General features: G+C 61.4%; 22 protein-coding genes. 9 read left to right on the top strand and 13 right to left on the bottom strand.

Annotation, left to right across the window (positions count from 1 at the left end; genetic code table 11):
• Positions 1-9: 9 nt before the first annotated feature.
• From E7T06_RS00670 to hslO, 4 genes are all read right to left on the bottom strand, one after another.
• Positions 10-627, bottom strand: a complete 618-nt coding sequence (locus tag E7T06_RS00670; protein ID WP_136363916.1) for a hypothetical protein — start codon at positions 625-627, stop codon at positions 10-12.
• A complete protein-coding gene (locus E7T06_RS00675) occupies positions 624-1754 on the bottom strand; it encodes a CCA tRNA nucleotidyltransferase (protein WP_240740773.1) in 1131 nt (376 codons plus the stop codon). The genes E7T06_RS00670 and E7T06_RS00675 overlap by 4 nt, the downstream gene beginning before the upstream one ends.
• Positions 1751-3031, bottom strand: coding sequence for a trypsin-like peptidase domain-containing protein (locus tag E7T06_RS00680; RefSeq protein ID WP_136363917.1), 1281 nt, complete (start codon positions 3029-3031; stop codon positions 1751-1753). Before E7T06_RS00680 ends, E7T06_RS00675 begins: the two co-directional genes overlap by 4 nt.
• 177 nt (positions 3032-3208) lie before the next feature.
• A complete protein-coding gene (hslO, locus tag E7T06_RS00685; RefSeq protein WP_136363918.1) occupies positions 3209-4120 on the bottom strand; it encodes an Hsp33 family molecular chaperone HslO in 912 nt (303 codons plus the stop codon).
• 312 nt (positions 4121-4432) lie between these two features.
• On the opposite strand from hslO, the gene E7T06_RS00690 reads away from it, so the two are divergent.
• From E7T06_RS00690 to E7T06_RS00705, 4 genes are all read left to right on the top strand, one after another.
• Positions 4433-6187, top strand: a complete 1755-nt coding sequence (locus tag E7T06_RS00690) for an ABC transporter substrate-binding protein (RefSeq protein ID WP_136363919.1) — start codon at positions 4433-4435, stop codon at positions 6185-6187.
• 143 nt (positions 6188-6330) lie between these two features.
• A complete protein-coding gene (locus E7T06_RS00695) occupies positions 6331-6807 on the top strand; it encodes a winged helix-turn-helix domain-containing protein (RefSeq protein ID WP_136363920.1) in 477 nt (158 codons plus the stop codon).
• Positions 6711-7370, top strand: a complete 660-nt coding sequence (locus tag E7T06_RS00700; RefSeq protein ID WP_136363921.1) for an IS630 family transposase — start codon at positions 6711-6713, stop codon at positions 7368-7370. Before E7T06_RS00695 ends, E7T06_RS00700 begins: the two co-directional genes overlap by 97 nt.
• A 314-nt stretch (positions 7371-7684) precedes the next feature.
• On the top strand, positions 7685-8380 hold the full coding sequence (locus E7T06_RS00705) for a response regulator transcription factor (protein ID WP_136363922.1): 696 nt from the start codon (positions 7685-7687) through the stop codon (positions 8378-8380).
• Positions 8381-8486: 106 nt separating this feature from the next.
• Here the strand turns inward: E7T06_RS00705 and E7T06_RS00710 are convergent, their stop codons facing one another.
• Complete coding sequence (locus E7T06_RS00710; RefSeq protein WP_136363923.1) at positions 8487-9716, bottom strand: lipid-A-disaccharide synthase-related protein; 1230 nt, start codon at positions 9714-9716, stop codon at positions 8487-8489.
• A gap of 130 nt (positions 9717-9846) precedes the next feature.
• On the opposite strand from E7T06_RS00710, the gene E7T06_RS00715 reads away from it, so the two are divergent.
• From E7T06_RS00715 to E7T06_RS00725, 3 genes are all read left to right on the top strand, one after another.
• Positions 9847-10266: a hypothetical protein gene (locus E7T06_RS00715; protein WP_136363924.1), complete on the top strand. Its 420-nt coding sequence runs from the start codon at positions 9847-9849 to the stop codon at positions 10264-10266.
• A gap of 63 nt (positions 10267-10329) precedes the next feature.
• Positions 10330-11373, top strand: a complete 1044-nt coding sequence (locus E7T06_RS00720) for an alpha/beta fold hydrolase (protein WP_240740775.1) — start codon at positions 10330-10332, stop codon at positions 11371-11373.
• Between the two features lie 25 nt (positions 11374-11398).
• On the top strand, positions 11399-11653 hold the full coding sequence (locus E7T06_RS00725) for a hypothetical protein (protein WP_136363925.1): 255 nt from the start codon (positions 11399-11401) through the stop codon (positions 11651-11653).
• A 233-nt stretch (positions 11654-11886) separates the two neighbouring features.
• Here the strand turns inward: E7T06_RS00725 and E7T06_RS22020 are convergent, their stop codons facing one another.
• The 4 genes from E7T06_RS22020 to hpt form a co-directional block, all read right to left on the bottom strand.
• Positions 11887-12009: a hypothetical protein gene (locus tag E7T06_RS22020; RefSeq protein WP_276605539.1), complete on the bottom strand. Its 123-nt coding sequence runs from the start codon at positions 12007-12009 to the stop codon at positions 11887-11889.
• A gap of 314 nt (positions 12010-12323) precedes the next feature.
• Positions 12324-14780, bottom strand: a complete 2457-nt coding sequence (gene leuS / locus E7T06_RS00730) for a leucine--tRNA ligase (protein WP_136363926.1) — start codon at positions 14778-14780, stop codon at positions 12324-12326.
• A gap of 262 nt (positions 14781-15042) precedes the next feature.
• The gene (locus E7T06_RS00735) at positions 15043-15513 is read right to left on the bottom strand and encodes a GNAT family N-acetyltransferase (protein WP_136363927.1); all 471 of its coding nucleotides are present in this window, start codon (positions 15511-15513) and stop codon (positions 15043-15045) included.
• Positions 15514-15536: 23 nt separating this feature from the next.
• A complete protein-coding gene (hpt, locus tag E7T06_RS00740) occupies positions 15537-16064 on the bottom strand; it encodes a hypoxanthine phosphoribosyltransferase (protein ID WP_136363928.1) in 528 nt (175 codons plus the stop codon).
• A 107-nt stretch (positions 16065-16171) separates the two neighbouring features.
• Between hpt and trpC the strand changes: the two genes are divergently transcribed.
• On the top strand, positions 16172-16972 hold the full coding sequence (gene trpC / locus E7T06_RS00745) for an indole-3-glycerol phosphate synthase TrpC (protein WP_136363929.1): 801 nt from the start codon (positions 16172-16174) through the stop codon (positions 16970-16972).
• A gap of 3 nt (positions 16973-16975) precedes the next feature.
• Here trpC and E7T06_RS00750 read toward each other — a convergent pair whose 3' ends face one another.
• The 4 genes from E7T06_RS00750 to E7T06_RS00765 form a co-directional block, all read right to left on the bottom strand.
• Positions 16976-18097, bottom strand: a complete 1122-nt coding sequence (locus E7T06_RS00750) for a hypothetical protein (protein ID WP_136363930.1) — start codon at positions 18095-18097, stop codon at positions 16976-16978.
• A gap of 158 nt (positions 18098-18255) precedes the next feature.
• Positions 18256-19107 carry a carbohydrate ABC transporter permease gene (locus tag E7T06_RS00755; RefSeq protein WP_136363931.1) on the bottom strand — a complete coding sequence of 284 codons (852 nt, stop codon included), beginning with the start codon at positions 19105-19107 and terminating at the stop codon, positions 18256-18258.
• Positions 19108-19122: 15 nt separating this feature from the next.
• Entirely contained in the window at positions 19123-20055 is a 933-nt protein-coding gene (locus E7T06_RS00760; protein WP_136363932.1) for a sugar ABC transporter permease, read from the bottom strand.
• A 238-nt stretch (positions 20056-20293) separates the two neighbouring features.
• Positions 20294-21553, bottom strand: a complete 1260-nt coding sequence (locus E7T06_RS00765) for an ABC transporter substrate-binding protein (RefSeq protein ID WP_136363933.1) — start codon at positions 21551-21553, stop codon at positions 20294-20296.
• A 511-nt stretch (positions 21554-22064) separates the two neighbouring features.
• On the opposite strand from E7T06_RS00765, the gene gatA reads away from it, so the two are divergent.
• Positions 22065-23549, top strand: a complete 1485-nt coding sequence (gene gatA / locus E7T06_RS00770; protein WP_136363934.1) for an Asp-tRNA(Asn)/Glu-tRNA(Gln) amidotransferase subunit GatA — start codon at positions 22065-22067, stop codon at positions 23547-23549.
• The last annotated feature ends 92 nt before the right edge of the window (positions 23550-23641 follow it).

Here is a 23641-nt window from a genome sequence, read left to right on the forward strand (position 1 = left end):
TAAATGGTGTTAAGGCAGCAGCGCAATGGTGCTTTGCAACCCCGCCCACAGCGGCGCGGTGGCCTGTTGCAGTGCGCCAGTCAGGAACAGGGCCGTCCAAGCGAGGGCGGGCAGCAGCGTGCCGCGCAGAGGCCGGGGCAGGCGCGGCAACTGGGCAATGTGGCCCAACATGCGCCCCAAATCCAGCTCCGGCAGCGGCAAAAAGTTGAACAGGGCGTGCAGGCACAGGCCGTAAGCGGCGCGGCCCAGTCCGGTGCCGATCACGTCGGCGGTGGCGGGCAGGAGTTGTTGTTGGGCACGCTGGAGGGCCAGCAGCACGAGGGCAAAGGCCAGCAGGGTCACGGGGCCACTCAGCAGTGCAGCGGCAGCCTTCGCCCCGCGCAAGGCCAGCGGCACGGGCCGGGGCAGGGCCACCCCGATCAGCAGGTGCAGCGCCAGCCGCCACAGGTCAAGGTGGACGGCAGGTTCAGGCCAACCGAAGCCCGCTTGCACGGCGCTTCTGTCCCCCCAATGGGCCGCGAGCCGGGCTTGTACCACTCCCTTCAGAAGCATGCCTGCCAGCAGCGCGGCGACTTGCACCAGCAACAGCAGCGGTTCGGTGGTCAGCAGGGTCAGTGGGCCAATCATGGTGAGAGGTGGCTCTGTACATAACGGGTCAGCGCCGCCCGTTCATCCTCTGCCGACTGCACTTGGCCCACTGCCCGCAGCCCCGCCAAATAAGCCAGTGCCGCGCCGATCTCTTTGCCTGCCGGAACGCCCAGCGCCACCACGTCGCGCCCAGTCAACGGCGTGTAGGCGTCCGGGCGCAACAATCGCCGCAGGATTCGTTCGGAGCTGCCATCTGGAAACGGCGTGTCAGACAGGGCGCGGGCGAGTAGCGCGGCGGGCTTGTCGCCCAGATTCAGGCGGGCGGCCAAGTCGGCGGGATTCGGCGCGGCGTGCAGCAATGCGGCGGCATAGGTTTGAAAAGTGACTGTCGCGCCGCTGTATTGCTGGGCATCCAGTGCGTCTAGCAGCGGCAAACTGGCAAGCGGCAAGAGTTCGCCCGCGCCCCAAGTTTCCAGCATTCGGGCGGCCCGTCCGGGGCGAGGTTCGTCTAGCAGCAACCGCAGTTCGGCCCACAGGCGCGGAGTGTGTTCGGACATCTTCAGGGCGTTTGGAACTTGCGCCAATAGGTCAGGATGGGCCGCCAAGTCCAGCCGCGCCGCCAACCGTGCCGCCCGCACCAATCGGCTGGCATCCTCATAGAAGGAGCCGGAATGCAGGGGCCGCAGTACCCGTGCCTCTACATCGGGCAGGCCGCCGACTACGTCCAGCAGGTGCATTCCTTCACCCAGCACCAGCGCCAGCGCATTGAGGCCAAAATCGCGCCGCTGCAAGTCTTCGGCAAGGGTTCCGGGTGCGGGCACGGGGTTGCCGCCCGCCACCGGGTACGTTTCGCGGCGGGTACGGATCAGGTCTACGGTTCGGCCACCCGGCAGGGTCACGGTGGCATTGCCAAACGCGGGGTGAAAGGTGAAGGGGAGGCCTGTAGCCGTTGCCAAAGCCTGAAGATCTGCGCCTTCTATCGCCAGATCGAGGTCAGGGGATTTTGTAGCCGACAGCCCCAGCAAGCCGTCCCGCACCGCGCCGCCTACCAACGCCACAGTTGCCCCCGCCGGAGCCTTCGACGCCAAGTCGATCAACCAGCGTTGATCGTTTGGGGGAAGGCTGCCCCAGACGGCGTTTGCTTCTTCTTCCAACTCGTTAATCACTGAAAAGCGGCGGCGTCCAGCGTGACCTTCACCTCACGGGTTTTGCCCGCATTCACCACCTTCAGCGTTACTGTGTCGCCTTCCTTCTTGTCTATCAAAGCGGCTTGCAGGTCTTCCAGTGCGTCTACGGGCAGGCCGTCAGCGGCTACGATCACATCACCGCCCAACTGAATCGCTCCGCCCCGGAAGGCTTGGGTATCGGTGCCGCCGCGCAGTCCGGCCCGTGCCGCAGGCGTTCCCGGCTCTACCCCGCCCACCACCAGCCCCGATACAGGCAGATTGAGGGTGCTTTTGCCCTCGCTGGACAGCATGCTGAGACCCACCGCCACGTTGCGTGCGCCGCCCGCCGTGCGCTGCTGCACCACCAAACCGGGCGTGACTCCGGTCAGTTTGGGCGCAAGCACCACGCCGCCGCCCGCAGCCTGAAGGCGGGGCAACAGGTTTTTGGCCGCGTTGATGGGAATGGCAAAGCCCACGCCCGCACTCTGAGACGCGCCGCTAGCCCCGCTGGGAGAATAAATTTGGGTGTTGATACCGATCACGCGCCCGCCGCTGTCTAAGAGTGGGCCACCGCTGTTACCGGGATTGATGGCCGCGTCAGTCTGAATGGCCTTTTGGGTAATGCCCTCACCGCTGCCGCTGGTAGAAAAGCCAATGGGAATCTGGCGGGCGGTGCTGCTCACGATGCCTTCGGTCACACTAAAATCCAGCCCGAACGGAGCGCCCATCGCCACTGCTTTTTGGCCCACCTGCAACGTGTCCGAATTGCCCAGCGGAATCGGTTTGATCAGGCCCGCAGCCAACCCTTCCGGGCGAATCAGGGCGAGGTCGTATTGCGGGGCCAGCCCGATGACTTTGGCGGTCACCGTATCCGTGCGGCCCATCACGCGAACGCGGATTCTGTCGGCGGCTCCCGCACCCGCCTCTCCTGCCACCACATGATAATTGGTCAGAATATCGCCCTCGGCATTCACGAAAAAGCCGCTGCCGACGCCCTGCTGAACTTGCGTTTCTTCTGTGCCACCGCCAAACATCCAGCCGAAGGGATCGCTGCTGGCGATGTCTTGCTCGGTGCTGATATAGACCAGTCCCGGCTCGAACCGCCGCACGATGTCGATGGTATTCAGTTCGTTCTGCAACTTGGCAGCGGCTTCGTTGGGCTGCGTAACTGGCGCGGGCGCACCCGCATTGCCTATCGGCACTTGATCTCTGAGCAACGTCGCGCCCAAGCCAAGTCCAGCGAGTACCAATGCAATTCCAATTAAACGAGCCTTCATAGGGGGAATTGTAGGGGCGCGTCGGGGGCATGTGGGTTACGTGGTCTGGGAAGTGGGCTAAGGCTGACTGACAGGAGCGTGCCGCCCCAATGCTTGGGCTGAAAACCTAAGAGTTGGAACGGCACTGCTTTTGTCTTTTTTTATCTTTCGCTCTCGTCTTTTCCTTGCAACGTGGCTTTAAGCTTTGGCCCGCCCTGCCGCCGCTTCCAGCGCCGCAATTTCGTCGGGGCTGATCTGGTAATGCTCGCCGCACCAGTGGCACACGATTTCTTGCCCGCCCGCGTCCATCATTTCCTGACGCTCCTCGGCAGTAAAGAATTTTAGGCTGTCGCTGGCCTTTTCGCGGGAGCAGCGGCACTGAAAGCGGGCGGCCTGTGCTTCGGCGGCCAGCAGCAATTCCAGTCCTTCGGCGGCGCGGTGCATGGCTTCCATCAGGCTGCCCCGGCGCAGGTTGTCGGTGATTTGGCCCATCGCCCGGATGTTGGCTTCCAGCTTGCCCAGCGTTTCGTCGGTCACGCCCGGCATGGCCTGTACCAGCAGGCCGCCCGCGTGGGCCACCCGCCCGCCTTCCTCGTACACGCCCAGCAGCACGGCATTCGGAATCTGCTCCGACACGCCTAAGTACATGCTCACGTCTTCGGCAATCTCGCCGCTCACGAGGTCGACGCTGCCCGTGTACGGCTCGCCGTTGTCCAGCAGGCGGGTCACGGCCAGTTCACCCTCGGTGCCCACGATGCCGCTCACGTCCAGTTTGCCGTCGCTTTCGCGCAGAGGCAAATCGGCGTCGGGCTGGCGCACGTAGCCGCGCACGCTACCGTCGGTGCTGCCCTCGGCCACGATCCACCCCACTGGGCCGCCTCCCTCTAGGCGCAGGGTCACGCGGCTGTCGGTCTTTTTGCCCAGCACGACGGCTAATAGTGCCGAGGCCGCCAGAGTACGTCCCAGCGCCGCCGTCGCCGTTTTGCTGAGGTCGTGGCGCACGCGGGCATCTTCTACAATTTTGGTTGCGTCTATGCCCACAAAACGCAGCGTGCCGCCCGCCGCCGTGCCGCGCAACACATAAGAGTCAGAGGTTTGGCTGGATGTCATCAGGGAATCTTACATGAAGGCACTCAAGGCTGATGTGGGACGACTTGCATTCAGCCTGCCGAGGTTTGACCGCGCCGAAGGAAGACCTGCTTGGCCCGCCGTAAGTCAGGCTCAAGCTTTTGCCAGAACGCCTTCTTGAGTCTTTTTATATCCGGTGCAATGTGCTGGCGGGCCTTCGCAGGCTTGTCTGACGCGGGCAGCCTTCACCCTTGATGGTTGTCCTAACGCGCGCTCATGTCTCCTCTCTAATCTGCCTTTCCATTTCCCGAATGTCCACCCGAAGTGAGTCATTCGCCGAATCCAAGGAGAACCATGAACCGACCTCTTTCCCCCAAAAAAGCCCTCAGCGCCGCCGCGCTTGCCACCATCGCCCTCACTCTGGCTGCTTGCAACCAACAGGGCAAAACCGGCGCGTCCAGCACGCTCGTGGTGCAGGAATCCGCCGACATTCCCACGCTTGATCCCGGCACGACCTACGACACGGGCAGCGGCCAAGTCGTAGAGAACCTGTACGAAACGCTGCTGACCTATAAGGGCAACAGTCTGACCGAGCTTGCGCCGCTGCTGGCAACCGAGTGGACAGAAGGCGACGGTGGGCGCGAGTACCGTTTTACGTTGCGTGAAGGCGTCAAGTTTCATACCGGAAACGACTTCAAGTGTGCCGACGCCGAATACACCTTCCGCCGGAATCTGGTGACCAATACGGGCGAAAGCGGTAACTGGTTCATGTCCGAAAGCTTGCTGGGCACGGGCGCGAACGCCAACGACGACAAGTCCATCACTTGGCAGCGCATCGCGGGTGTCGTGAGGTGCGACGGCGAAACACTCGTGTTTGCCCTGCCCAAGCCTGACCCGGCCTTCTTGGCAAAGCTGGCCTATACCGGCCAAAGCATCGTGGACAGCGCCCATGCCAAAAAAATTGGTGAGTGGGACGGCACCGAAGCCACGTGGAAGGCAGCCGTGGGCAAAGACCTGATGGGCAGCCCTCTGGCTAAAGATCCCAGCGGCACTGGAGCCTACCGTCTGAATCAAAAAACGGCCACCTCCCTGAGCGCCACCGCGTTCGACGGCTACTGGGGCGACAAGGCCCAGATCAAAAACGTGATTCTTCAGCTGGTGCCGGAGCAGGCCGCCCGAATTCAAGCCTTCGAGAAAGGCGACGCCGATTTGATTGAAACTGGTGGACGCTCGATCATTGAGGAGCAATTGAAGGGCAAACCCGGTATTGCCATCGTGGACGATTTGCCCGATACAGGCGCGTTCGGGTTCTCTATGAACCAGAACATGAAGGACGCCACCAAAATTGGTAGCGGCAAGCTGGACGGCAAGGGCATTCCGGCCAACTTTTTGAGTGACGGAGACGTGCGCCGGGGCTTTGTGGCCGCCTTCAACGTGCCGCAGTACATCGAGGAAGTTCAGGCGGGCAAGGGCGAACCTCGCAACTTCCTCTTGCCCGATACCTTCCCCGGCTACGACAAGAATCTGGTTGCGCCCAAGTTTGACCTAGACGCCGCCCGCGCCGCCTTCCAGAAGGCTTGGAACGGCGAGGTGTGGAAGAACGGCTTTACGCTGAACGCCACCTACCGCGCCGGAAGCGTGACGGCCCAGACGGGCATGGAACTGCTGAAACAGAACGTGGAATCGCTGAATCCCAAGTTCAAGGTCAACATCGTCGCTAAGCAGTGGTCAGACATCCTGAGTGACGGCGCGGCGGGCAAAGAACTGATGATCATTACGGGCTGGGCACCCGATTACGCCGACCCAGACAACTACGTGCACACCTTTTACAGCAGCGACGGCTACTACCAGCCCCGCCTGAACTTTAAGGACACGCAGTTGGATGCTTGGATCAACGAGGCCCGCAGCACCACCGATACGGCCCGCCGCAACACCCTGTACAGCGACATTGCCCGCCGTGCCGCAGATCAGGCGTACTACGTGTTGCTGCCCAGCAATCCCGGTATTCTGGCCTACCGTGACACCCTCAAGGGCATCAGCGCCGACGCCTTTAACCCGATGCTCTCGTTCCGCACGGGGACGCTCTGGAAGGCGCTTAGCAAAGGCTGAAGCGTTGAGTACTTGAACTGCCGTTCCTTGAGTGGGACGGCGGTTTGTGTTTGGGTGAGTGGGAGTTGGAGGGCGTCTAAGGGTCTAATACGGATTCCGAATAAAGATGCCATACTGGAGGGATCAACAAGTTCTATTCTCCGGTGAAGTTTCAGCATCAAGCTGATGAGTTCTGGGCGATTTACCGCGTGAGTACCTGTGCGGTGGAGCGACGACGGGCGCAATTCTTCGCGCTGCTGGCCGAAGGGCGAAGTGAAGGTGATGTCATGGACATCACCACATATGGGGTGCGCTCCGCTCGCTACGTGGTTGATCGCTATCACCAGTTCGGTTTGAAGGGCTTGCAAGATGGACGGCGGGACAATCGGGGGGCACCACGCGTCTTAACCGCTGACGAGCAGCAAGCACTTGCGGCTCAGTTGCACGCAGATGTTGAGCAGGGCGTGGTGTGGGAAGGCAAGCGGCTTCAAGAGTGGATCAAAGAGCAGTTTGGCAAAGAGGTGTATCTGGGCCGCACCTATGAATTCATGCGTGCCGCCGGGTTCTCCCCCCAGAAGCCCCGTCCACAGCATGTCAAAGGCGATCCGGAGGCCAAAGAAGCCTTCAAAACAAAGTCTTAGGGGAGGCGCTCCGCCGTGCGGAGCGTCTCCATCCTCGGGTCTCTCTGTGGGCGATGGACGAACATCGTCTGGGTCTCAAGCCCATCCTTCGGACAGCGTGGGCACCGACGGGGCAGCCGTTCAGTTGCCCCGTACATCCCCGCTATGAATGGCTCTACATTTATGCCTTTGTCAATCCAGAAACCGGGGAAAGTCGCTTCTGGATCGTTCCCGCGCTCAATCAACAGGCCTATCAAGCTGTTCTCGCGGCCTGTGCCACCAGTGTCGGAGCGGGCCAAGATCATCACGTCGTGCTGGTGGAAGACAACGGAGGCTTTCATGTCCCGGCCAAGCCGGGACATCCACTCGGGATCGAGATTGTGCGCCTCCCCCCCTATGCCCCAGAACTGCAACCTGTCGAACGTGTCTGGCACCTCACCGATGCCTCCATCGCTAACACCTGTCCGGACAACTTTGACGCATTGGAACAAGCAGTGGGGAAGCAATGTGCATGGCTCGAAACTCAACCTGACCTCATCACCCAACACACGCTCTTCCACTGGTGGCCTTTGTGTCAGAATTAATCGGAATCCGTATAAGGGGGTCAAGGGCACTCGCTACGCTCACTCCTCCCACCCCGCTGCTTTGCAGCGCCCCTCCCCCGCAAGGGTGGAGGGATAAAAGCAGGAGCAAGAATCGTGGGCTTTTAGCTCCCTCACCCTTGGCTTGCAAAGCTCCGCAGGAGAGGGGGGAGGGCTGGGAACTCGCAGAGCTGCGCGGCAGAGGGGGTGGGGGGAGTGAGCGTAGCGATTCCCCTTGCCCTTCCTTAGACCCTCAGCCCTTAGACCCTTAGACTTCCTGCCCCATCTTCCCCCGCCGCGCCGCGTATTCTGCGCCTATGCTTGATGCAGACCCCCGCGAACCCGACACCGAGACGCCCCGCGCCATTACGTTGCTGCTGGTCGACGATCATCCGGTGGTGCGGAAGGGCACACGGGAACTCTTGGAAACCGAAGCCGATTTGCGCGTGGTGGGCGAGGCCGACAGCGGTGAAGACGCGATTGTGAAGGCCCGTGCTCTGCGCCCAGACGTGATCCTGATGGACGTGTCTATGCCCGGTATGAACGGCATCGAGGCCACCCGCGCCATTAAAGCCTTCCTGCCCGGTGTGGGCGTGCTGGTGCTGACCAGCTACGACGACGATGCCTACGTATTTGCCCTGCTGGAAGCGGGCGCGGCGGGTTACCTCCTGAAGAACGCCAGCGAGGATGACCTCTTGGGCGCGGTGCGGGCGGTGGCAGCGGGCGAAAGCGCCCTGCACCCCAGCGTGGCCCGCAAGGTGCTGGAGCGGTTCAGTGCCCAAACCACGCCCACGCCGCCCGAAGACGCCCTCAGCCCGCGTGAACTGGAAGTGCTGCTAGTGGCCGCCACAGGCCGCACCAACAAAGAAATTGCCCGTGATCTGGACATCAGCCCGCGCACGGTACAGGTTCACCTTGCCAATATTTTCTCCAAACTGGGCGTGGGCAGCCGCACCGAAGCGGTGTTGTTCGGAATCAAGCGGGGCTGGATCGATCCGAAGCAGATTGGGTAGGAAAACCGTGAATGATGAGTGGTCAGTAGTGAGTGATAAGGGCGGGACGCTTCGCAGGGATCGTAGAACGTGGATTGTGGGTTGGGCTGTTTCTACAATCTACGTTCTACATTCCTGCTACTCGCCGCACTTCCTCGGCAATCACTTCTAACGCTCCGGCTGGCCCGATTCGCGTTATGCCTGCCAGTGCAGCGCGGGCGCGGCGGGGGCCGTCTTGCATCAGCGCACGCACTTCGGCAGCGAGGGTGGCTGGGTTGGCATCTACCACACTCAGCGCCTCGCCCAGCAGGCGGCCCTGCCTGCGGGCAAATCCTGCGGTGAATTGCGGGCCAGCCGTCGCAAAGGCCACCACTGGTTTGCCCAGTCCGGCCAATTGTTCGTTAGCGGTGCCTGCTGTCCCAATGGCTACATCTGCGGCGTGGGCAATGGCCCCGAATGCGCCGCGCAGCACAGGCACACGCATACTTTCGCCCACTGCATAAGCCTCCGTTTCACCGTGAATGTCCAGTGTCCAGCCAGCGGGCAGGGTCACACTGTCCCAGTCGTGCGGCCATGCCACCAGCGCGGCCAGTTCGGGGAAGCGGGCGGCGGCCAGCAGCATCAGCGGCAGGCTTTGGCGGTGGTCTTCGCGGGAGCCGGGGATCAGGGCCAGCACGGGCTTTTGATGCGTGAACTGGCTCAGATCGCGTTCGGGGGCGGCCAGCACATCCATCGCAAAACTGCCTGCCCAGCGTGCGGCCACACCCCGCGCCGCGTAGTAGGCAGCGGTGGGGGCATCCCGTACAAACACGGCCCGCGCCCCCGCTGCCAGCCGCAGTTCGTAGGGCATCGGCAGGTTGGCCCCCAGCGCGTTCAGTTCTTGCATGGCCCCGCGCACGCCTAAGCCTTCCAAGTATTGTGCGCTCAGCAGAGGTTGCACATGAATCAGCCCAATCCCGGCCCGCCGCGCCGCCAACGTGCCTACCATCAGGGCGTAGGCGTCGCCTACCACCACTATTACACCCGCGCCGCGTGCCCCCCGCACGGCGTCTTGCCATTGCCCCAGCGACTCTTGCACCAAGCCCGCCGCTACATCTGCCCGCAAATTTCCTACGCTGCCGAAGGGGAAACCGCCGCTTGGCAGCCTCAGCACCTGGCCTACCTGCACCGCTCCCGGTACGCTCCCATACGCTTTGCCTTCTCCTACCAGCGGGCAGTAGCGCACGGGCAAACGCAGCAAGCGGGCCAACCGCGCTCCGATCAGGTCTTCTGCCGTGCCGTTGGAAATCAGCAAGGCGGGCTTGGCGTCAGAATCAGCCTTAGGGGTGGGGGAGAGCGGCAGGCCAGCAAGGGTCACGCCCCGCAGGATACCTGTGCCGGGGCTGCCGCTCTCATGCCGCCTTTGTCTTCTTCTGGATCAGGGCGCGGGCGGGGGCCAAACATGGTAGGAATACGGCCAGATATGCCTGCCCTCATCGCTACCCCTCATGAGTGACTTCGACGCCCTGCAAGCGGCCATCCGCCGTCATGCCGAGGCTCGGCAGGCCGAACAGCGGGCGTGCGAGGCCTTTATCAATGCGCTGTATCACGCCCTGAGGACGGCCAGCGGCCCCGGTTTGCCCCTCAACAATGTCACGCTGGACTTTACGCCCGATCCCGCCAACCGCCTGCGTCCCGCTCCCCCCGGCGGCTGGGTGGCGGCGTGGCTGCGGCTGGGCCTATGTGAAGTGCTGGTGCGGGTGCGGCGCGTAGAGGGCCTGTTTCAGGGCGAATATGGCGCGGGCGGCAGCTTCCGGCTAGAGCGCATTTCGGAAGACGATTTGATTGCGCTGGCCCGCCAATTGCTGCGCGATGTGGCCGCCACCTATGCCAGCGAACCCTCTGGAACCGCCAGCCAACTCAATTGAAGGGAAGGCAGATATCAACCAAAGTTACAATCGCTTCACTCACCAAGACTGAACGATAGGTTCATGAAATTCGGCCTCAGCGTTCTGACCACCGCGCTCCTCTTGACTTCCGGTACAGCGGGGCTAGCCCAAACCAGCACTCCAGCGCCCACCATTACTGTTTCTGCCAACGAGACTGTTCCGCAGCTTCAAGTTCAGACCACTGTGACTGTTGCGCCTCTTCTCGGCGTGCCGACGGTCAGCCCCTTGCGGCCTGCGCTGGGTGGGCAACGCTACAGCCTAGAGCTTCCCGGCTTTGGCCCCATCAACGTGTACGCCGACATACGCGGCTCGGGGCGGCCCCTGATTCTGACCCATTCGGTCAATGCCGCCGCCAGTGCCTACGAGATGAAACCGGTGTGGGACGCCTACGCGGGCACGCGCCCGGTGTACGCCCTAGAGTGGCCCGGCTTTGGCAGCAGCGCCCGCCCCGATATTGCCTACACCCGCGACCTGATGACCCGCGCTCTGCTGCTGTTGGTGGCCAAGCTTGGAAGTGATGTAGACGTGGTTTCGATGAGCCTCGGCAGCGAATTTGCCGCCCGCGCCGCCCTGCAAGACCCCCGCATTCGCACACTGGCCCTGCTGAGTCCCAGCGGTCTCGGCACGCCACGCGGAAACACCCAGCAGGCCAACGCCGACGACGGCGGCCAGCAGCTTTACGGCACCCTCAGCCGCTTCGGAACGCCGCTGTATGCCATTTTGCGAACTCGCCCCGTCATCGAACTGTTCCTGAATCCGTCGTTTCGCGGGCCGGTCAACGTGGGCCTGATCGACTACGCCGTAGACACCAGCCGCCAGCCCGGAGCCAAATACGCGCCCCTGTATTTCATCGGCGGCCAACTCTTTACGCCCGATGCTTACGCCGACTTGTACAGCAAACTGACCATTCCAGTGGTCGTCATGTATGACCAAGACGCCTTCGTCAACTTTGCCCGCCTGCCTTACTTTGCCGCGCTGCCGGGCAAAAGTGCAGTCAGAATTGCCGACACCGATGGCCTGCCGCACTGGGAAAAAATGCTGGATGTGAAGGTGACTCTGGACGCCTTCTGGCGGGCGAATCCTTAAGCGCTGATTTGTGCCACTCTGAACTATGTCGGTTGCTTCCCTTACCCCGTCCCAAATCTCCATTCTCAAAGAGTTGGCGGGCGGCGCACTCGGCTATTACCGCGACGACGTGTGCGTGCTGCTGTATCTGCTTTTTGCCGAGCAGGACATCAGCCTGAGCGACGTGCTGGCGCTGGAACATGCGGGTCTGTTGGTAGGCGGCAGCATGTTCGAAATCAGCGACGCGGGGCGGCAGGCTCTTGCTGAATGGCAGGCCAGCAGCTCGCCTCAAAGTCTCTAAATCCTTGCCGTGAAAACCAAAAACCCCCGAATCTGGGGGACTTATGTTGCCTTACAGTGAAGATAAAATCAGCTCATACGAAACTAAACTGAATCCCGAACATGAGCAGGAACGCCACTCACACGCCCCCTCTCCTGCGGAGCTGTACCAGCCACCCCTCTGCGGTGCAGCGCCCCTCTCCCACGAGGATAGAGGGGAAGACCAAGATGTACGAAACTCTTTTTAATTCCGTATCAGACCGCTTCGGCTTCCAACTCCTGCCGGGTAATGCGTCCGCTCATGGCCGAGCAGATGACCAACACGGCGAAGACAGGCACGACGAACACGGCGTAAAGAATCCTAAAAACGTAGCTCATCGGGAAACTCCTCTCGGGCGGGTGGGGTATGAGGTGGTGGTAGCTCGAATCTGCATCAAGCATAAACATGAAGGACTGACAAAGGTCTTACGCTTGATTGGGTTGAGTTGGGTGGGGTTCTGCCCAAAGCGGGGCCAGTAGCAGGAAAAAGCTTCAGGTCAGGGAAGGGCCACAGTCTCTCACGGCTGAGCTATAAGCAGATGAGTTGACCAGCCGGAATCTAGGAGTCCATAAACAAAAAATCCCACCCACCAGCCTGAACTGGGGAGTGGGAATGAGACTGCCTTGAGATAATTGCTTAGCTGTCTATTTTGTCACTTCACCACGATGTTGATGATTCGGCCCGGCACGTACACTTCTTTCACCACTGTTTTGCCTTCCGTGTATTTCTGTACATCGGGCAGGGCTTGAGCAGCGGCCATCGCCTCGGCCTGCGTCGCGGTCTTGGAGATGGTGACTTCACCGCGTACTTTCCCACTGACCTGCACGCCCAAAGTCACGGTGTCGCGGGTAGCGGCGGCTTCGTCTACGGCGGGCCAACTCTGGGTATGAATGCTGCCGCTGTTGCCCCGTTGGTTCCAGACTTCCTCGGCCACATGGGGCACTACCGGAGCCAACATCAGATTCAGAATATCCAGCGCTTCGGTATAGGCGGGCGTGCTGCGTACTGGGCTGCGTTTGGCGTCGGCCAAGGCGTCGGTCAGGATGTTCAGCGTGGCAAAAATAGTGTTGAAGTTCAGGCGCTCGAAGTCGTCAGTGACGCGCTTCAAGGCCGAGTGCGTGGCGTAGCGCAGTTCAGCTTCGGTCATGCTTTTGGCTGGCCCGCTCACTTCTTCATCGAAGTACAAGCGCCACACGCGCGACAGCCACCGCGCTGGCCCCTGAATTCCGGTGGGATCCCAAGGCCCGCCGTCTTCCCACGGAGCAATCGACAACAAGTAGGCCCGCACGGTATCGGCCCCGTATTCGCGCACCAAGTCGTCTGGGTCAACCACGTTGCCACGCGACTTGCTCATCTTGTCGCCATCTGGCCCCAAGATCATGCCCTGATTTCGCAGCCACTTGAAGGGTTCATTTTGTTCGGTCAGGCCCATGTCGCGCATAGCTTTCGTCCAGAACCGGCTGTACAGCAGGTGCAAAATGGCGTGTTCTATACCGCCCGTGTACAGGTCGACAGGCAGCTTGGCCGCCTCTGCCGGGTCGAACGGGTGAACGTCGTCACGCGGTGACAGGAAGCGGTACATGTACCAACTGCTGTCGACAAAGGTATCCATCGTGTCGGTGTCGCGCTCGGCGGGGCCGCCGCACACGGGGCAGGTGGTCTGCACCCACTCGCGGTTCAGCTTCAACGGGCTTTGTCCGGTGGGCGTAAATTCCACGTCGTCGGGTAGGCGTACGGGCAACTGGTCGGCGGGGACGGGCTGAGCGCCGTGTTCCTCGCAGTACACGATGGGAATAGGCGTGCCCCAGTAGCGTTGGCGCGATACCAGCCAGTCGCGCAGGCGGAAGGTGGTCTTGGATTTGGCGACGCCGTGTTCGTCCAACTTGGCAATAATCTGGGCAATACTGGCCTTGCCGCCGCGCAAGCCGTCAAATTCGCCGCTGTTCACGATCAAGCCTTCGCCGTTGTAGCTGGCTTCTGGGTTCTCGCCCATGCCTTCCCCGCCTTCGGGCCGAATCACTTCCCGAATCTCCAGCCCAAACTTGCGGGCAAAGGCAAAGTCACGCTCATCGTGCGCGGGTACAGCCATGATGGAACCTGTGCCATAGGTGACCAGCACGTAGTCGGCCACCCAGATCGGCACCTGATGACCGCTGACCGGGTGCGTGGCGTAGCTGCCGGTAAACACGCCCGTTTTCTCGCCGCTGTCCTGTTGGCGTTCCACGTCGGTTTTGCGTCCGGCGGCTTCCAAGTAGGCCCGCACCGTCTCTGCTTGTTCGGGCGTGGTTAGCGCCGCCACCTTGGAGTGTTCAGGGGCCAGCACCAAAAACGTTGCGCCCATCAGGGTATCGGGACGGGTGGTAAACACAGTTTCGGGGCCAGCGGGCGTGTCGAAGGTGATTTCTGCGCCCACGCTCTTGCCGATCCAGTTGGTCTGCATCAGGCGCACGCGCTCGGGCATGTCGGTGTCGTCAAAGTCCAGCAACTCATCGGCGTAGTCGGTAATTTTCAAGTACCACTGGCTCAGCTTGCGGCGTTCTACTGCGGTGCCGCAGCGTTCGCAGTGGCCGTTCACCACTTGCTCGTTCGCCAACACGGTCTGGTCTTTGGGGCACCAGTTCACCAGCCCGTCTTTTTTGTAGGCCAGCCCACGCCGGAAAAATTCGGTAAAAAACCATTGGTTCCAGCGGTAGTATTCCGGGTCACAGGTGGCAAAGCTGCGGCTCCAGTCGATCATGGTGCCCATCCGCCCAAACTGCCCAATCATGTAGGCAATGTTTTCCCGCGTCCACTTGGCCGGGTTCACGTTGTTCTTGATGGCGGCGTTTTCGGCGGGCAGACCGAAGGCATCAAAGCCCATCGGAAACAGCACGTTGTAGCCGCGCATCCGCATCCAACGGGCGCGGGCATCGGGCGCAACGTTGGCGTACCAGTGCCCGATGTGCAGGTTGCCGCTGGGGTACGGGAACATGGTCAGCGCGTAATACTTGGTTTTGCTGGCGTCTTCGCGGAAGGTGTACAGGCCATCGGCGGCCCACTGCTCTTGCCACTTGCCTTCTATGGCGTGCGGGTTATACCGCTCGGCGCGGGGTTCTTTGATATCGGTCATGGGTATGTTCTCCTAATGGGTGAAATAAGCCCTTTGCAAACACTGCGGGCAAAGAAAAGCCCCGGCCAACAACAGACCGGGGACACGCGCACAAGCCTAGGCTAGTCGCGCCGTCCCCGGCGAGTAAGCGCAGAGCGGATCATGGGAAACAGTGTAGCGGAATTGGCGAAGGCGGGTCTAAGGGTGGCTTGTGGAACTTGGTGTTTTCTGAACGGCTCTAGCCCTTGCCTTTGCCCTTCCTAGTCTCTTAGACCCTCGACCCTTAGACGCCCTTCGTACTCTCCACGTCCAACTCCCTCACCATCACCACTTCATCTAGCCCCGGCCCGTAGCCGTCCGGCGTGCGCTTGGTTTCCTGAAAACCGTGACGGGCAAAGAAGGGGGCGCTGTGTTGGCTGGTGTCGATCCAGCATTGGAGTTCGCCCATGTCGCGTAGGGCACTCAGGCGGTGGCGCAGCAGCAAAGAGCCGAAGCCAGAGCGGTGCAGATCGCGCCTCACCATGCCCCATGCCAGCCCCGCCCGGCGCTCCGGCCTACCGAAGTTTTGCCACACACCGCCGCAGGCCACCAGTTCCCCGGCTTGTTCCACCACCCAATACGCACCGGGACTCAGCAGATAGGCCTCAAAATCGGCCCGCTCCTGCACCGTGAAAAAGGTGGGAATGTTGGAGTCGAACAGAGCGAGGCACATAGTTGTATCGGCGGAATTGAATGGACGAATTAGCGGCGTCATTCTCTACACCCCACGTTCTGTGTTCAATCCTGACTGGTGATAAACGGCAGATTCCGGTCGTACTGGCTGCGGTCTAGGCCGTATCCGTATACGAAGGCGTCGGGAATGGTGAAGCCCAAGTATTCCACCGGCACTTCGACTTTGCGGCGGCTGGGTTTGCTCAGCAGGGCGGCCACTTTCAGGCTGGCGGGGCCGCGCCCCTGCAAGTAGTGCAGCAGGTAGCTCATGGTAATGCCGGTGTCTACGATGTCTTCCACCAAAATCACGTCGCGGTCACTGATCGGAAACTGCAAATCCTTGACCAATTTCACTTCGCCGCTGCTCTGTTTTTCGTTGCCGTAGCTGCTGGCCTGCAAAAAATCGATGGTACAGGGCACGCCAAGCGCCCGCACGAGGTCGGTATAAAACATAAATGCGCCGTTGAGGACACAGATCAGGTGGGGATCGCGTCCGGCGTAATCGTCCCGAATGCGCTGGGCGAGTTCGTGAATGCGGGCCTGAAGTTGATCCTGTGTGATTTGCACGGGGCCGTTGCCGGGGGCGAGGCTCATATGCCTCATAACCTAACACGGCGGGTGCTGACAGAGCGCTGATGAGGAACCCCTCTGCCTAGTAGGGCTGCCCGATGTGCTGGGTGTGGCCCCGTATACTCCGGTTTATGGTGCAAGGCAGCTTGGAGAGCGTAGAAGTGGATTTCAGTGGGGTTCCGGGCGTGCTGGGGCGCATCGTGGCCGAACGGGTGGCCGATTATGCGGGCGCTGAAGGGGGTTTGGGTGCGGCCCGCCCCCGCCTGCGCCGCTTTGAAACCGCGCTGCGGGCCGCAGGATTGTCGCTGATTGCCGAAGTCAAACGGGCCAGCCCCAGTCAGGGAGCCATTGCCCCGCTTGACCCGGCACAGGCGGCACTGGCCTACCAAGCAGGCGGTGCGGCGGCCATCAGTGTCCTCACCGAACCGCGTCACTTCGACGGCAACCCGGAAGCCTTGCACGCCGTTGTCGCCGCCATTTCTCTGCCCGTTCTCCGCAAAGATTTCGTCGTTCATCCCGCGATGCTGCGAGAGGCCGCCGACTGGAGCGCGTCTGCCGCCCTACTGATGGTGAGTGTGCTGGGTGAGGCGGTGGGCGAGTACTTACAGATGACGCATCATTTGGGGCTAGACGCATTGGTCGAAGTCCATGACGAACATGAGTTAGAAATAGCGATGCGGGCTGGAGCCGAAATTATTGGCGTAAACAACCGTGACCTGACCACGCTGCACATCGATTTGGCCGTCAGCCCGCACCTGATTGCCCGCGCCCGCGCCGCCGGATTTTCGGGCCTGCTGGTGGCCGAATCGGGCTACCGCACTCCCGCCGATGTAGAAGTAGTGCGCGGGCTGGCCGACGCCGTGCTGGTGGGCAGCAGCCTTGCCGGAAGCGCAGATTTGGCGCAGGCCACGCGGGACTTGCTGAGCGTCTAACCCTTACCTCGCAAACAACCTCTGCTCGTACAGGCACGCCTTGAAAAATGCATTCCAAGCGTAAGGCCACGTTTGCCCGCTGCTGGCGAGGGCAGGGTTGTTGTGCCAAGCGGGCCCGAGAAAATTGGCCCAAGCATCGGTCAGGTGCGCCTGAGTCGAGGGACTGAGGGGGTCGGCGTAGGGATTGGGTTTGGTGGGCAAGCTTGCCAGCAAATACCCCCGCAGCCGCGACGCACTCAGCAAAAAATGGTCATACGGCGAGTTGAGGGCGGCTCTGGCTTGCGCCTCGTCGGTGGGGTACGGGCCGTTGAGCGTCACGCCGAGCGAGCGCAGGCGGTCTGCTTGCCCCACCGCGTCTTCCCAGCTCATTTGGGTCAGGCCCACCGTCCGCGACAGGCGGCCCGTGGCTCCGCTGCTGCCGTAGGCTTCGGTGGCCCGCAGCGCCACAGTATCGGTGAAGGTTCGCAGCCATCCCGATAGGCCAAATCCGCTGCGTGCGCCCGCCTGCTCGTTGTCTAAAATGGCGGCCAGTCCACCGGGCGCGAGGTGCAGGGCGTTGGCCGCCCGCACGATGTTGGCGCGGTTGGCCCGCACAATGTGCGGCGCAATCGGTACCGGAGCTTGCTTTGCCAAAGCCCGGTCTCCGGGGCGGGTGGTTTCGGCCCATGCCACAAACGCCAGCCACCCTTGCACGTTGTTCAGTGCGGCTTCGGGGCTGCCAAACACGCTGCGGCGGCTGAGGGCTGGGTTTTGGTTGCGAATTTCGGTATTCAGCAGGCGCATCGTGGCGCTGGCCCGCGCAGGCCCAAGCGTCTGCCGGGCCTGCACATAAGTTTGGTACTGCATCTCGGTCAAGCTCAGGCGGCGGCGTTCGCTGACACGCACATCGGCCAAGGCCCCCTGAAAACTGAGGGCGGTCAGGGCGTAGCTTCGCACCACTTCTGCCGAGGGGACGCCCACCCGCGCTGGGGGCAAAGTGGCTGATTGCTGCGCTGGGCCGCCCAAAAAATGCTGAGCATAGAAGGCGGCGGTAGGACTGAAGGCCAACAAGGACAGCGCCAACACCGCCGACACCCAGCGCCCGATATGTACCCGGCGCACGGGGGAAGCAGGCAGCGCAGACATGGAGCCAGCCTAGCGGGAATGGGGGAGGGGGAGGAGAAGTTGTAGAGAGGCGGGGTGTGAATGGCGAGTCCTTCAACTTCTTGCCCACAATCACCCACCAAAAAAAGCCGCCCCCAAACAGGAAGCGGCTGCAAGAAACGGAGTGGTAAGCCAGAGCCTTAGCCCTTGACGGCTCCGGCGGTGAGGCCCGACACGATATTGCGTTGGAACACCAAGACCAGAATGATCAGCGGCACCGTGACCACAATGCTGGCGGCCATGATCTGACCCCAAGGTTGATCGAATTGCGTGGCCCCGGAATAGTTGGCGATGACCACAGGCACGGTGCGGTTGGTACTCGTGAAGGTCAGCGCAAACAGGTACTCGTTCCAAGCGTTGATGAAGGCCAGCAGACCCGTCGTGACGAGGGCAGGCATCATCACCGGAAACAAGACTTGAAACAGCGTTTGCAGGGGCGAAGCGCCGTCTACGAGCGCGGCTTCTTCCAGTTCTCCCGGAATGTCCCGCACAAAGCTGGTGAGTACCCACACCGTAAAGGGAATGGTGAAAATCAGGTAGCTGAGAATGAGGCCGATGGGGCTGTTGTACAAATTCAGGTTGCTGATCAGGGTGTACAGGCCGCCCAATACGGCAATCTGCGGAAACACGCTGACGGCCAGAATGATGTACAGCACCGCCGACTTACCCCGGAACTTGAAGCGGCCCAGCGCGTAAGCGGCGAAGCTGCCGAAGATCAGGCTGATGACCACCGAACCGACGGCCACGATCAGGCTGAATAGCAAGCCCTTTTGGAAGTTGGGGTTGGCAAAGACGTCTATGTAATTGCCGAAAGTGCTGGCCGCGCCCACAAATTGGGCAGGAGGCAAGAACAGATCGCCCGATTTGCGGAAACTGGTCAGAACCGCCCACAGAAAGGGCACCAGCAGATACAGGGTGATGACGATGACCAGCAGATAGAACCCGGTGCGCTGAAGGTAGTAAAGCGCGGGATTGGTACGTTTAAGAACCATGACTGTCAGCCTCCTTTAGTCGAACTTCACGCGGAAGGCGGTCACGTAAACCACCACGATGACCATGATGATCACGAACACCGCGATACTGACGGCGCTGCCCATGCCCAACAATTGGTTGTCGATCAGGGCTTGCCGTGCGTATCCGGTCATAGAAGTGCTGGCCGCGTTCACGTTGCCCAACATGACCGACATGATGTCGAACACGCGCAGGGCGTCCAAACTACGGAACACCAGCGCCACCAGCAGCGCAGGCCGCAGGAGGGGCAGGGTCATGCGCCAAAACTGCGTCCACTTGGTTGCGCCGTCCATGTCGGCGGCTTCGTACATATCGGTGGGCAGGCTTTGCAGTCCGGCCAAAATCAGCAGGGCCATAAACGAAGTGGTCTTCCACACGTCTACGGCAATCAAGGCCCAAATTGCACTGTCGGTATTCGCCAGCAGCGCTTGTCCGCCTAGCAGCCCGCGCCCAATGAGGCCGAAGGAATCGTTGTACATGTAGGCCCACATTTGGGCGCTGACCACCGTTGGAATAGCCCAAGGTACCAGCATGGCCGTTCTCAGGAAGGCGCGGCCCTTAAAGGCGCTGTTCACTACCAGCGCGATAATCATTCCGAATACGGTTTCTAAAAAGACCGACACCACCGTAAACAGCATGGTGTTTTTGACTGCGCCCCACCACTTGGGATCTTGGAGAAAACCAAGCTCGACTCCGTCAGAGGTGGTAAACCAGAAATTGCCGAGGCCGAGGAAGGTGCGCTGATCCGGGTTGGTCAGGTTGGCCTCGAACATAGAAAAGAAAATGGTGCGGTACAGCGGGTAGCCAGCCACGAGTGCAATGGCGATCAGCGTGGGCAGCAACAGCAAGACAGCTTGCCGGGCGCGGGCCGCCTCGATGCCCCGGCGTCTGACGGGAGCGGCAATTTCGGGTGTGGCATTGGTCGTCATGGATGTCCCCCTGTTCCGCCCGGTGGGGCAGGATGGTGGCCGCAGTCTTGGCCGTGCGGCAGCGGTGTGAAGAGAGTAACGCGGGGCGCGAGATCGGCAGTGAAGCCTTAGCGTGCGCCTGCAAATGGCGCGGCGTCATGAGAAAAATTCGACAAAAATGAAGGTGTGCAAAAAAAGGGGAGGACGCCCGGTGTGTGGACGTCCTCCCTACGCGCTCAGTAGGAAGCGCGGCGAGAGATTACCAGCCACGTCCCTTGATGCGGGCGAGGTCGGTGGAGAGTTTGGCAACGGCTGCCGCGCCTTTGCTCTTGCCGTTCAGCACGTCGCTGACAGCGGTGCTGAAGGCTTGAGACACTTGGTTGTACTTGCTCTTGGTGGGGCCGGAAGGACGGGCCACCGCGCTCGTGAACACGTTGAGCAGGCTGCCGAAGAAGGGGTTGGCCTTCAGGACTGCGGAATCCTTGTAGAGGGCCTGAATGGTGGGGTTGTAGGCACCTTCGACGGCGCGAATCTTTTGCTCGTCGGGGCCGGCGAGGTAGCGCACCAGCGAAATCGCGGCGGCCTGATTCTTGGAGTAGGTGCTGACGCCGAGTTGCCAGCCGCCGAGCGTGGCTGCGTTGCGTGCGCCGCCGCTGGGCAGAGGAGCGACGCCGATCTTGCCTTTGACCTTGCTGTCGTCGCCTTGGCCGAGTGCCCAAGCGTAGGGCCAGTTGCGCATAAACGCCGCGTTGCCCGACTGGAAAATACCGCGTGCTTCTTCTTCGCCGTAGGTGGTCACGCCAGCGGGACTGATGTTCTTGACCCAGCTTGCGGCGGCGTCGAGCGCGGCAGCAGCCTTGGCGTTGTTGATGGTGACGGTGCCCTTGTCGTCGACGATGGTGCCGCCGCCGAACGAAACAACCCATTCCAGCGCGTCGCAGGTCAGGCCTTCATAGTTCTTGCCCTGCCACACGAAGCCTGCAAAGGACTTGTTGGTCTTTTGCTCGCCGGTCTGGATCTTCTTGGCCATCACAGCCATTTCGGCCCAAGTTTTGGGAGCGGTCTTGTAGCCGTACTTGGTGAGCAAGTCGGTGCGGTAGTACAAGAGGCCGGCGTCGGTAAACCAGGGCATAGCCACGAGTTTGCCGTTCACGGTGTTGGCGGCGACGATGCCTTTGAAGTGAGCGTTGACTTCGGCGGCGGGCACTTTGCCCTTCAGGTCGACGAAGTGCTGGGCGAGCAAGCCGGGCCAAACGACGTCGAGTTGGTACACGTCGATGTCGCTGCTCTTGGCGGCCAGCTGCTGCTGGTACAGGCCGAGGCGGTCGTTGGTGAGGTTGGGGCTTTCAAAGATTTTGACGGAGTTGCCCGTCTTGGCGGCCCAGCGATCAGCGCCCGCCTTGCAGAGTTCAAGTTCCTGACCGACAGCGCCGCAGGCCAAAGTGACCGTGACCGCTGCGGCCTGAGAGTTCGCTGCAATTGCAGCAGTAAGACCGATGATGGCGATTACTTTCTTCATGCATCCCCCTTGGTGGGTTTTTGAACTGCACCGGTGTGCAGCCCCGCCCCTTTTCGGAAGCGGTTCCACGAAAGTCTAAAAGTTGGTACGTGAAGGCTACACCGTCAAATCGGGCCTGTCAATGTTGTCTTAACAATCGGGGGAATGAGGCCCCCTCTTGATGAAGCTCGACCGCCTCTGACACGGAGGTCAGCAGTTTCTACTGTAACGCCATCATCATCACAATTGTAACCGCTTACAATGCCAGCGCACTTTTCTTTGCTGTTATTTGCCCCCTTACAAAGTAGCCAAATGCGCTTGCGAAACTAAAATTTCAGACAGGTCTGAAAGGAGGTTCTGGTAGGGTATAAGGGTTTAAAACTCTTGCCAGAGGAGTGAACTTGGTTCCTGAGGCGAAAGCTGTCCTTTCAAGGCTGGACTGTTAGACCAAGGACACGCCAGCAGATAGAGAACGGGGCGCTTACCTGGCCCACTGCTTTCTCCTTTGCAGCTGCGCCGTTACACTGGCGTGATGTCTGTTCCCGTGACCCCTTCTCCAGCGCACACGCCCCAACGTTCTGCCACCGAATTGGCCCGTGCCGTGCTGGCGCGAGAATCCACCCCGCAAGGCCTGTTGTCCGAATCGTTGGCGCGGATAGAGGCGGCCCACCACCTGAACGCCCTCGTGAGCCTGAATGCGGGGGCCGAAGCACAGGCCGAAGCGGTGCAGGCGCGGGTGCAGGCGGGCGAAAGGTTGCCGCTGGCGGGCGTGCCTATCATCGTGAAGGACAACATCAACGTGCGCGGCACCCGGACGACGTGCGGCAGCCGGATTCTGGCGAACTACACCAGCCCTTACGACGCCACGGTCGCCCGCCGCCTAGTCAGTGCGGGCGCAGTGATCGCGGGCAAGGCCAATATGGACGAATTTGCGATGGGCAGTTCCACCGAATCGAGCGCCAGCGGCCCCACCCTGAACCCGTGGGATACGGCCCGCGTTCCCGGCGGCAGCAGCGGCGGAAGCGCGGTGGCGGTGGCGGCCAATCTTACGCCCATCAGTTTGGGCAGCGATACGGGCGGCAGCGTGCGCCAACCTGCCGCATTTACTGGGGTCTACGGCCTGAAACCCACCTACGGGCGCGTCAGCCGCTTTGGGTTGGTGGCCTACGCCAGCAGCCTCGATCAGATCGGGCCGTTTGCCCGCAGCGCCGAAGACCTCGCCCTGATCATGAACGTGATCGCCGGACACGACCCACAGGACGCCACCAGCCTGCACGCGCCGCCGCAGTTTGCCGCCGGAACCGCCGACGACTTGCGCGGCCTGCGCGTAGGCGTGATCCGCGAGAGTTTGGAAGGCAACACGGCGGGCGTAGAAAGCACCCTCAACGCCACCCTAGACGCCTTGCGCGGAGCCGGGGCGAGTGTGCAAGAAGTGAGCGTCGCCAGCGTGCGGCACGCTATCGCCGCCTATTACCTGATCGCCATGCCGGAAGCCAGCAGCAACCTCGCCCGCTACGACGGCATGACTTACGGCAGCCGCGAGACCCCCGGCGCAGACGTGAACACCAGCATGACCCTGACCCGCGAACACGGATTCGGGCGGGAAGTGCAACGCCGTATTCTGATCGGCACCTATGCCCTCAGCAGCGGCTACTACGACGCCTATTACTCCAAAGCCATGAAGGTACGTGGCCTGATCGCACAGGATTTCGCCCGCGCTTTTGCTGACTTCGATGTGTTGGTGACGCCCACTAGCCCTTTCCCAGCGTTCCGGCACGGCGAGAAATCCAGCGATCCACTCGCCATGTACGCCGCCGATGTGGATACGGTTGCCATCAACTTGGCCGGACTGCCCGCCCTGAGCGTGCCCGCCGGGTTTGAAACTGTGGACGGCGTGCGCCTGCCCGTAGGCATCCAATTCATCGCCCCCACCCTGAAAGACGAAGTGCTGCTGACGCTGGCCGGGGGGCTAGAAGGTGTGGGAGCCGTGCAGATGGAAGGGCCAGCGGGGTACTAAAATTCTTGCTAGAGGTTCTCTCTGAGGGTATGGCAGGGGTGAATGCTTCTCTCGTTCGCTACTGTAAAGCGTGACTCGACTTCTATGGGCAG

The organism is Deinococcus sp. Arct2-2 (assembly GCF_004801315.1).
Taxonomy (GTDB): Bacteria; Deinococcota; Deinococci; order Deinococcales; family Deinococcaceae; genus Deinococcus.

Coding starts and splice junctions, on each gene's coding strand:
- E7T06_RS00735 (WP_136363927.1), bottom strand. CDS start 15,513: ATGACGCCGCTAATTCGTCCATTCAATTCCGCCGATACAACTATGTGC.
- E7T06_RS00670 (WP_136363916.1), bottom strand. CDS start 627: ATGATTGGCCCACTGACCCTGCTGACCACCGAACCGCTGCTGTTGCTG.
- E7T06_RS00715 (WP_136363924.1), top strand. CDS start 9,847: ATGAGTGACTTCGACGCCCTGCAAGCGGCCATCCGCCGTCATGCCGAG.
- E7T06_RS00720 (WP_240740775.1), top strand. CDS start 10,330: ATGAAATTCGGCCTCAGCGTTCTGACCACCGCGCTCCTCTTGACTTCC.
- E7T06_RS22020 (WP_276605539.1), bottom strand. CDS start 12,009: ATGAGCTACGTTTTTAGGATTCTTTACGCCGTGTTCGTCGTGCCTGTC.
- E7T06_RS00760 (WP_136363932.1), bottom strand. CDS start 20,055: ATGACGACCAATGCCACACCCGAAATTGCCGCTCCCGTCAGACGCCGG.
- hslO (WP_136363918.1), bottom strand. CDS start 4,120: ATGACATCCAGCCAAACCTCTGACTCTTATGTGTTGCGCGGCACGGCG.
- E7T06_RS00755 (WP_136363931.1), bottom strand. CDS start 19,107: ATGGTTCTTAAACGTACCAATCCCGCGCTTTACTACCTTCAGCGCACC.
- E7T06_RS00705 (WP_136363922.1), top strand. CDS start 7,685: ATGCTTGATGCAGACCCCCGCGAACCCGACACCGAGACGCCCCGCGCC.
- gatA (WP_136363934.1), top strand. CDS start 22,065: ATGTCTGTTCCCGTGACCCCTTCTCCAGCGCACACGCCCCAACGTTCT.
- E7T06_RS00680 (WP_136363917.1), bottom strand. CDS start 3,031: ATGAAGGCTCGTTTAATTGGAATTGCATTGGTACTCGCTGGACTTGGC.
- trpC (WP_136363929.1), top strand. CDS start 16,172: ATGGTGCAAGGCAGCTTGGAGAGCGTAGAAGTGGATTTCAGTGGGGTT.
- leuS (WP_136363926.1), bottom strand. CDS start 14,780: ATGACCGATATCAAAGAACCCCGCGCCGAGCGGTATAACCCGCACGCC.
- hpt (WP_136363928.1), bottom strand. CDS start 16,064: ATGAGCCTCGCCCCCGGCAACGGCCCCGTGCAAATCACACAGGATCAA.
- E7T06_RS00690 (WP_136363919.1), top strand. CDS start 4,433: ATGAACCGACCTCTTTCCCCCAAAAAAGCCCTCAGCGCCGCCGCGCTT.
- E7T06_RS00725 (WP_136363925.1), top strand. CDS start 11,399: ATGTCGGTTGCTTCCCTTACCCCGTCCCAAATCTCCATTCTCAAAGAG.
- E7T06_RS00750 (WP_136363930.1), bottom strand. CDS start 18,097: ATGTCTGCGCTGCCTGCTTCCCCCGTGCGCCGGGTACATATCGGGCGC.
- E7T06_RS00765 (WP_136363933.1), bottom strand. CDS start 21,553: ATGAAGAAAGTAATCGCCATCATCGGTCTTACTGCTGCAATTGCAGCG.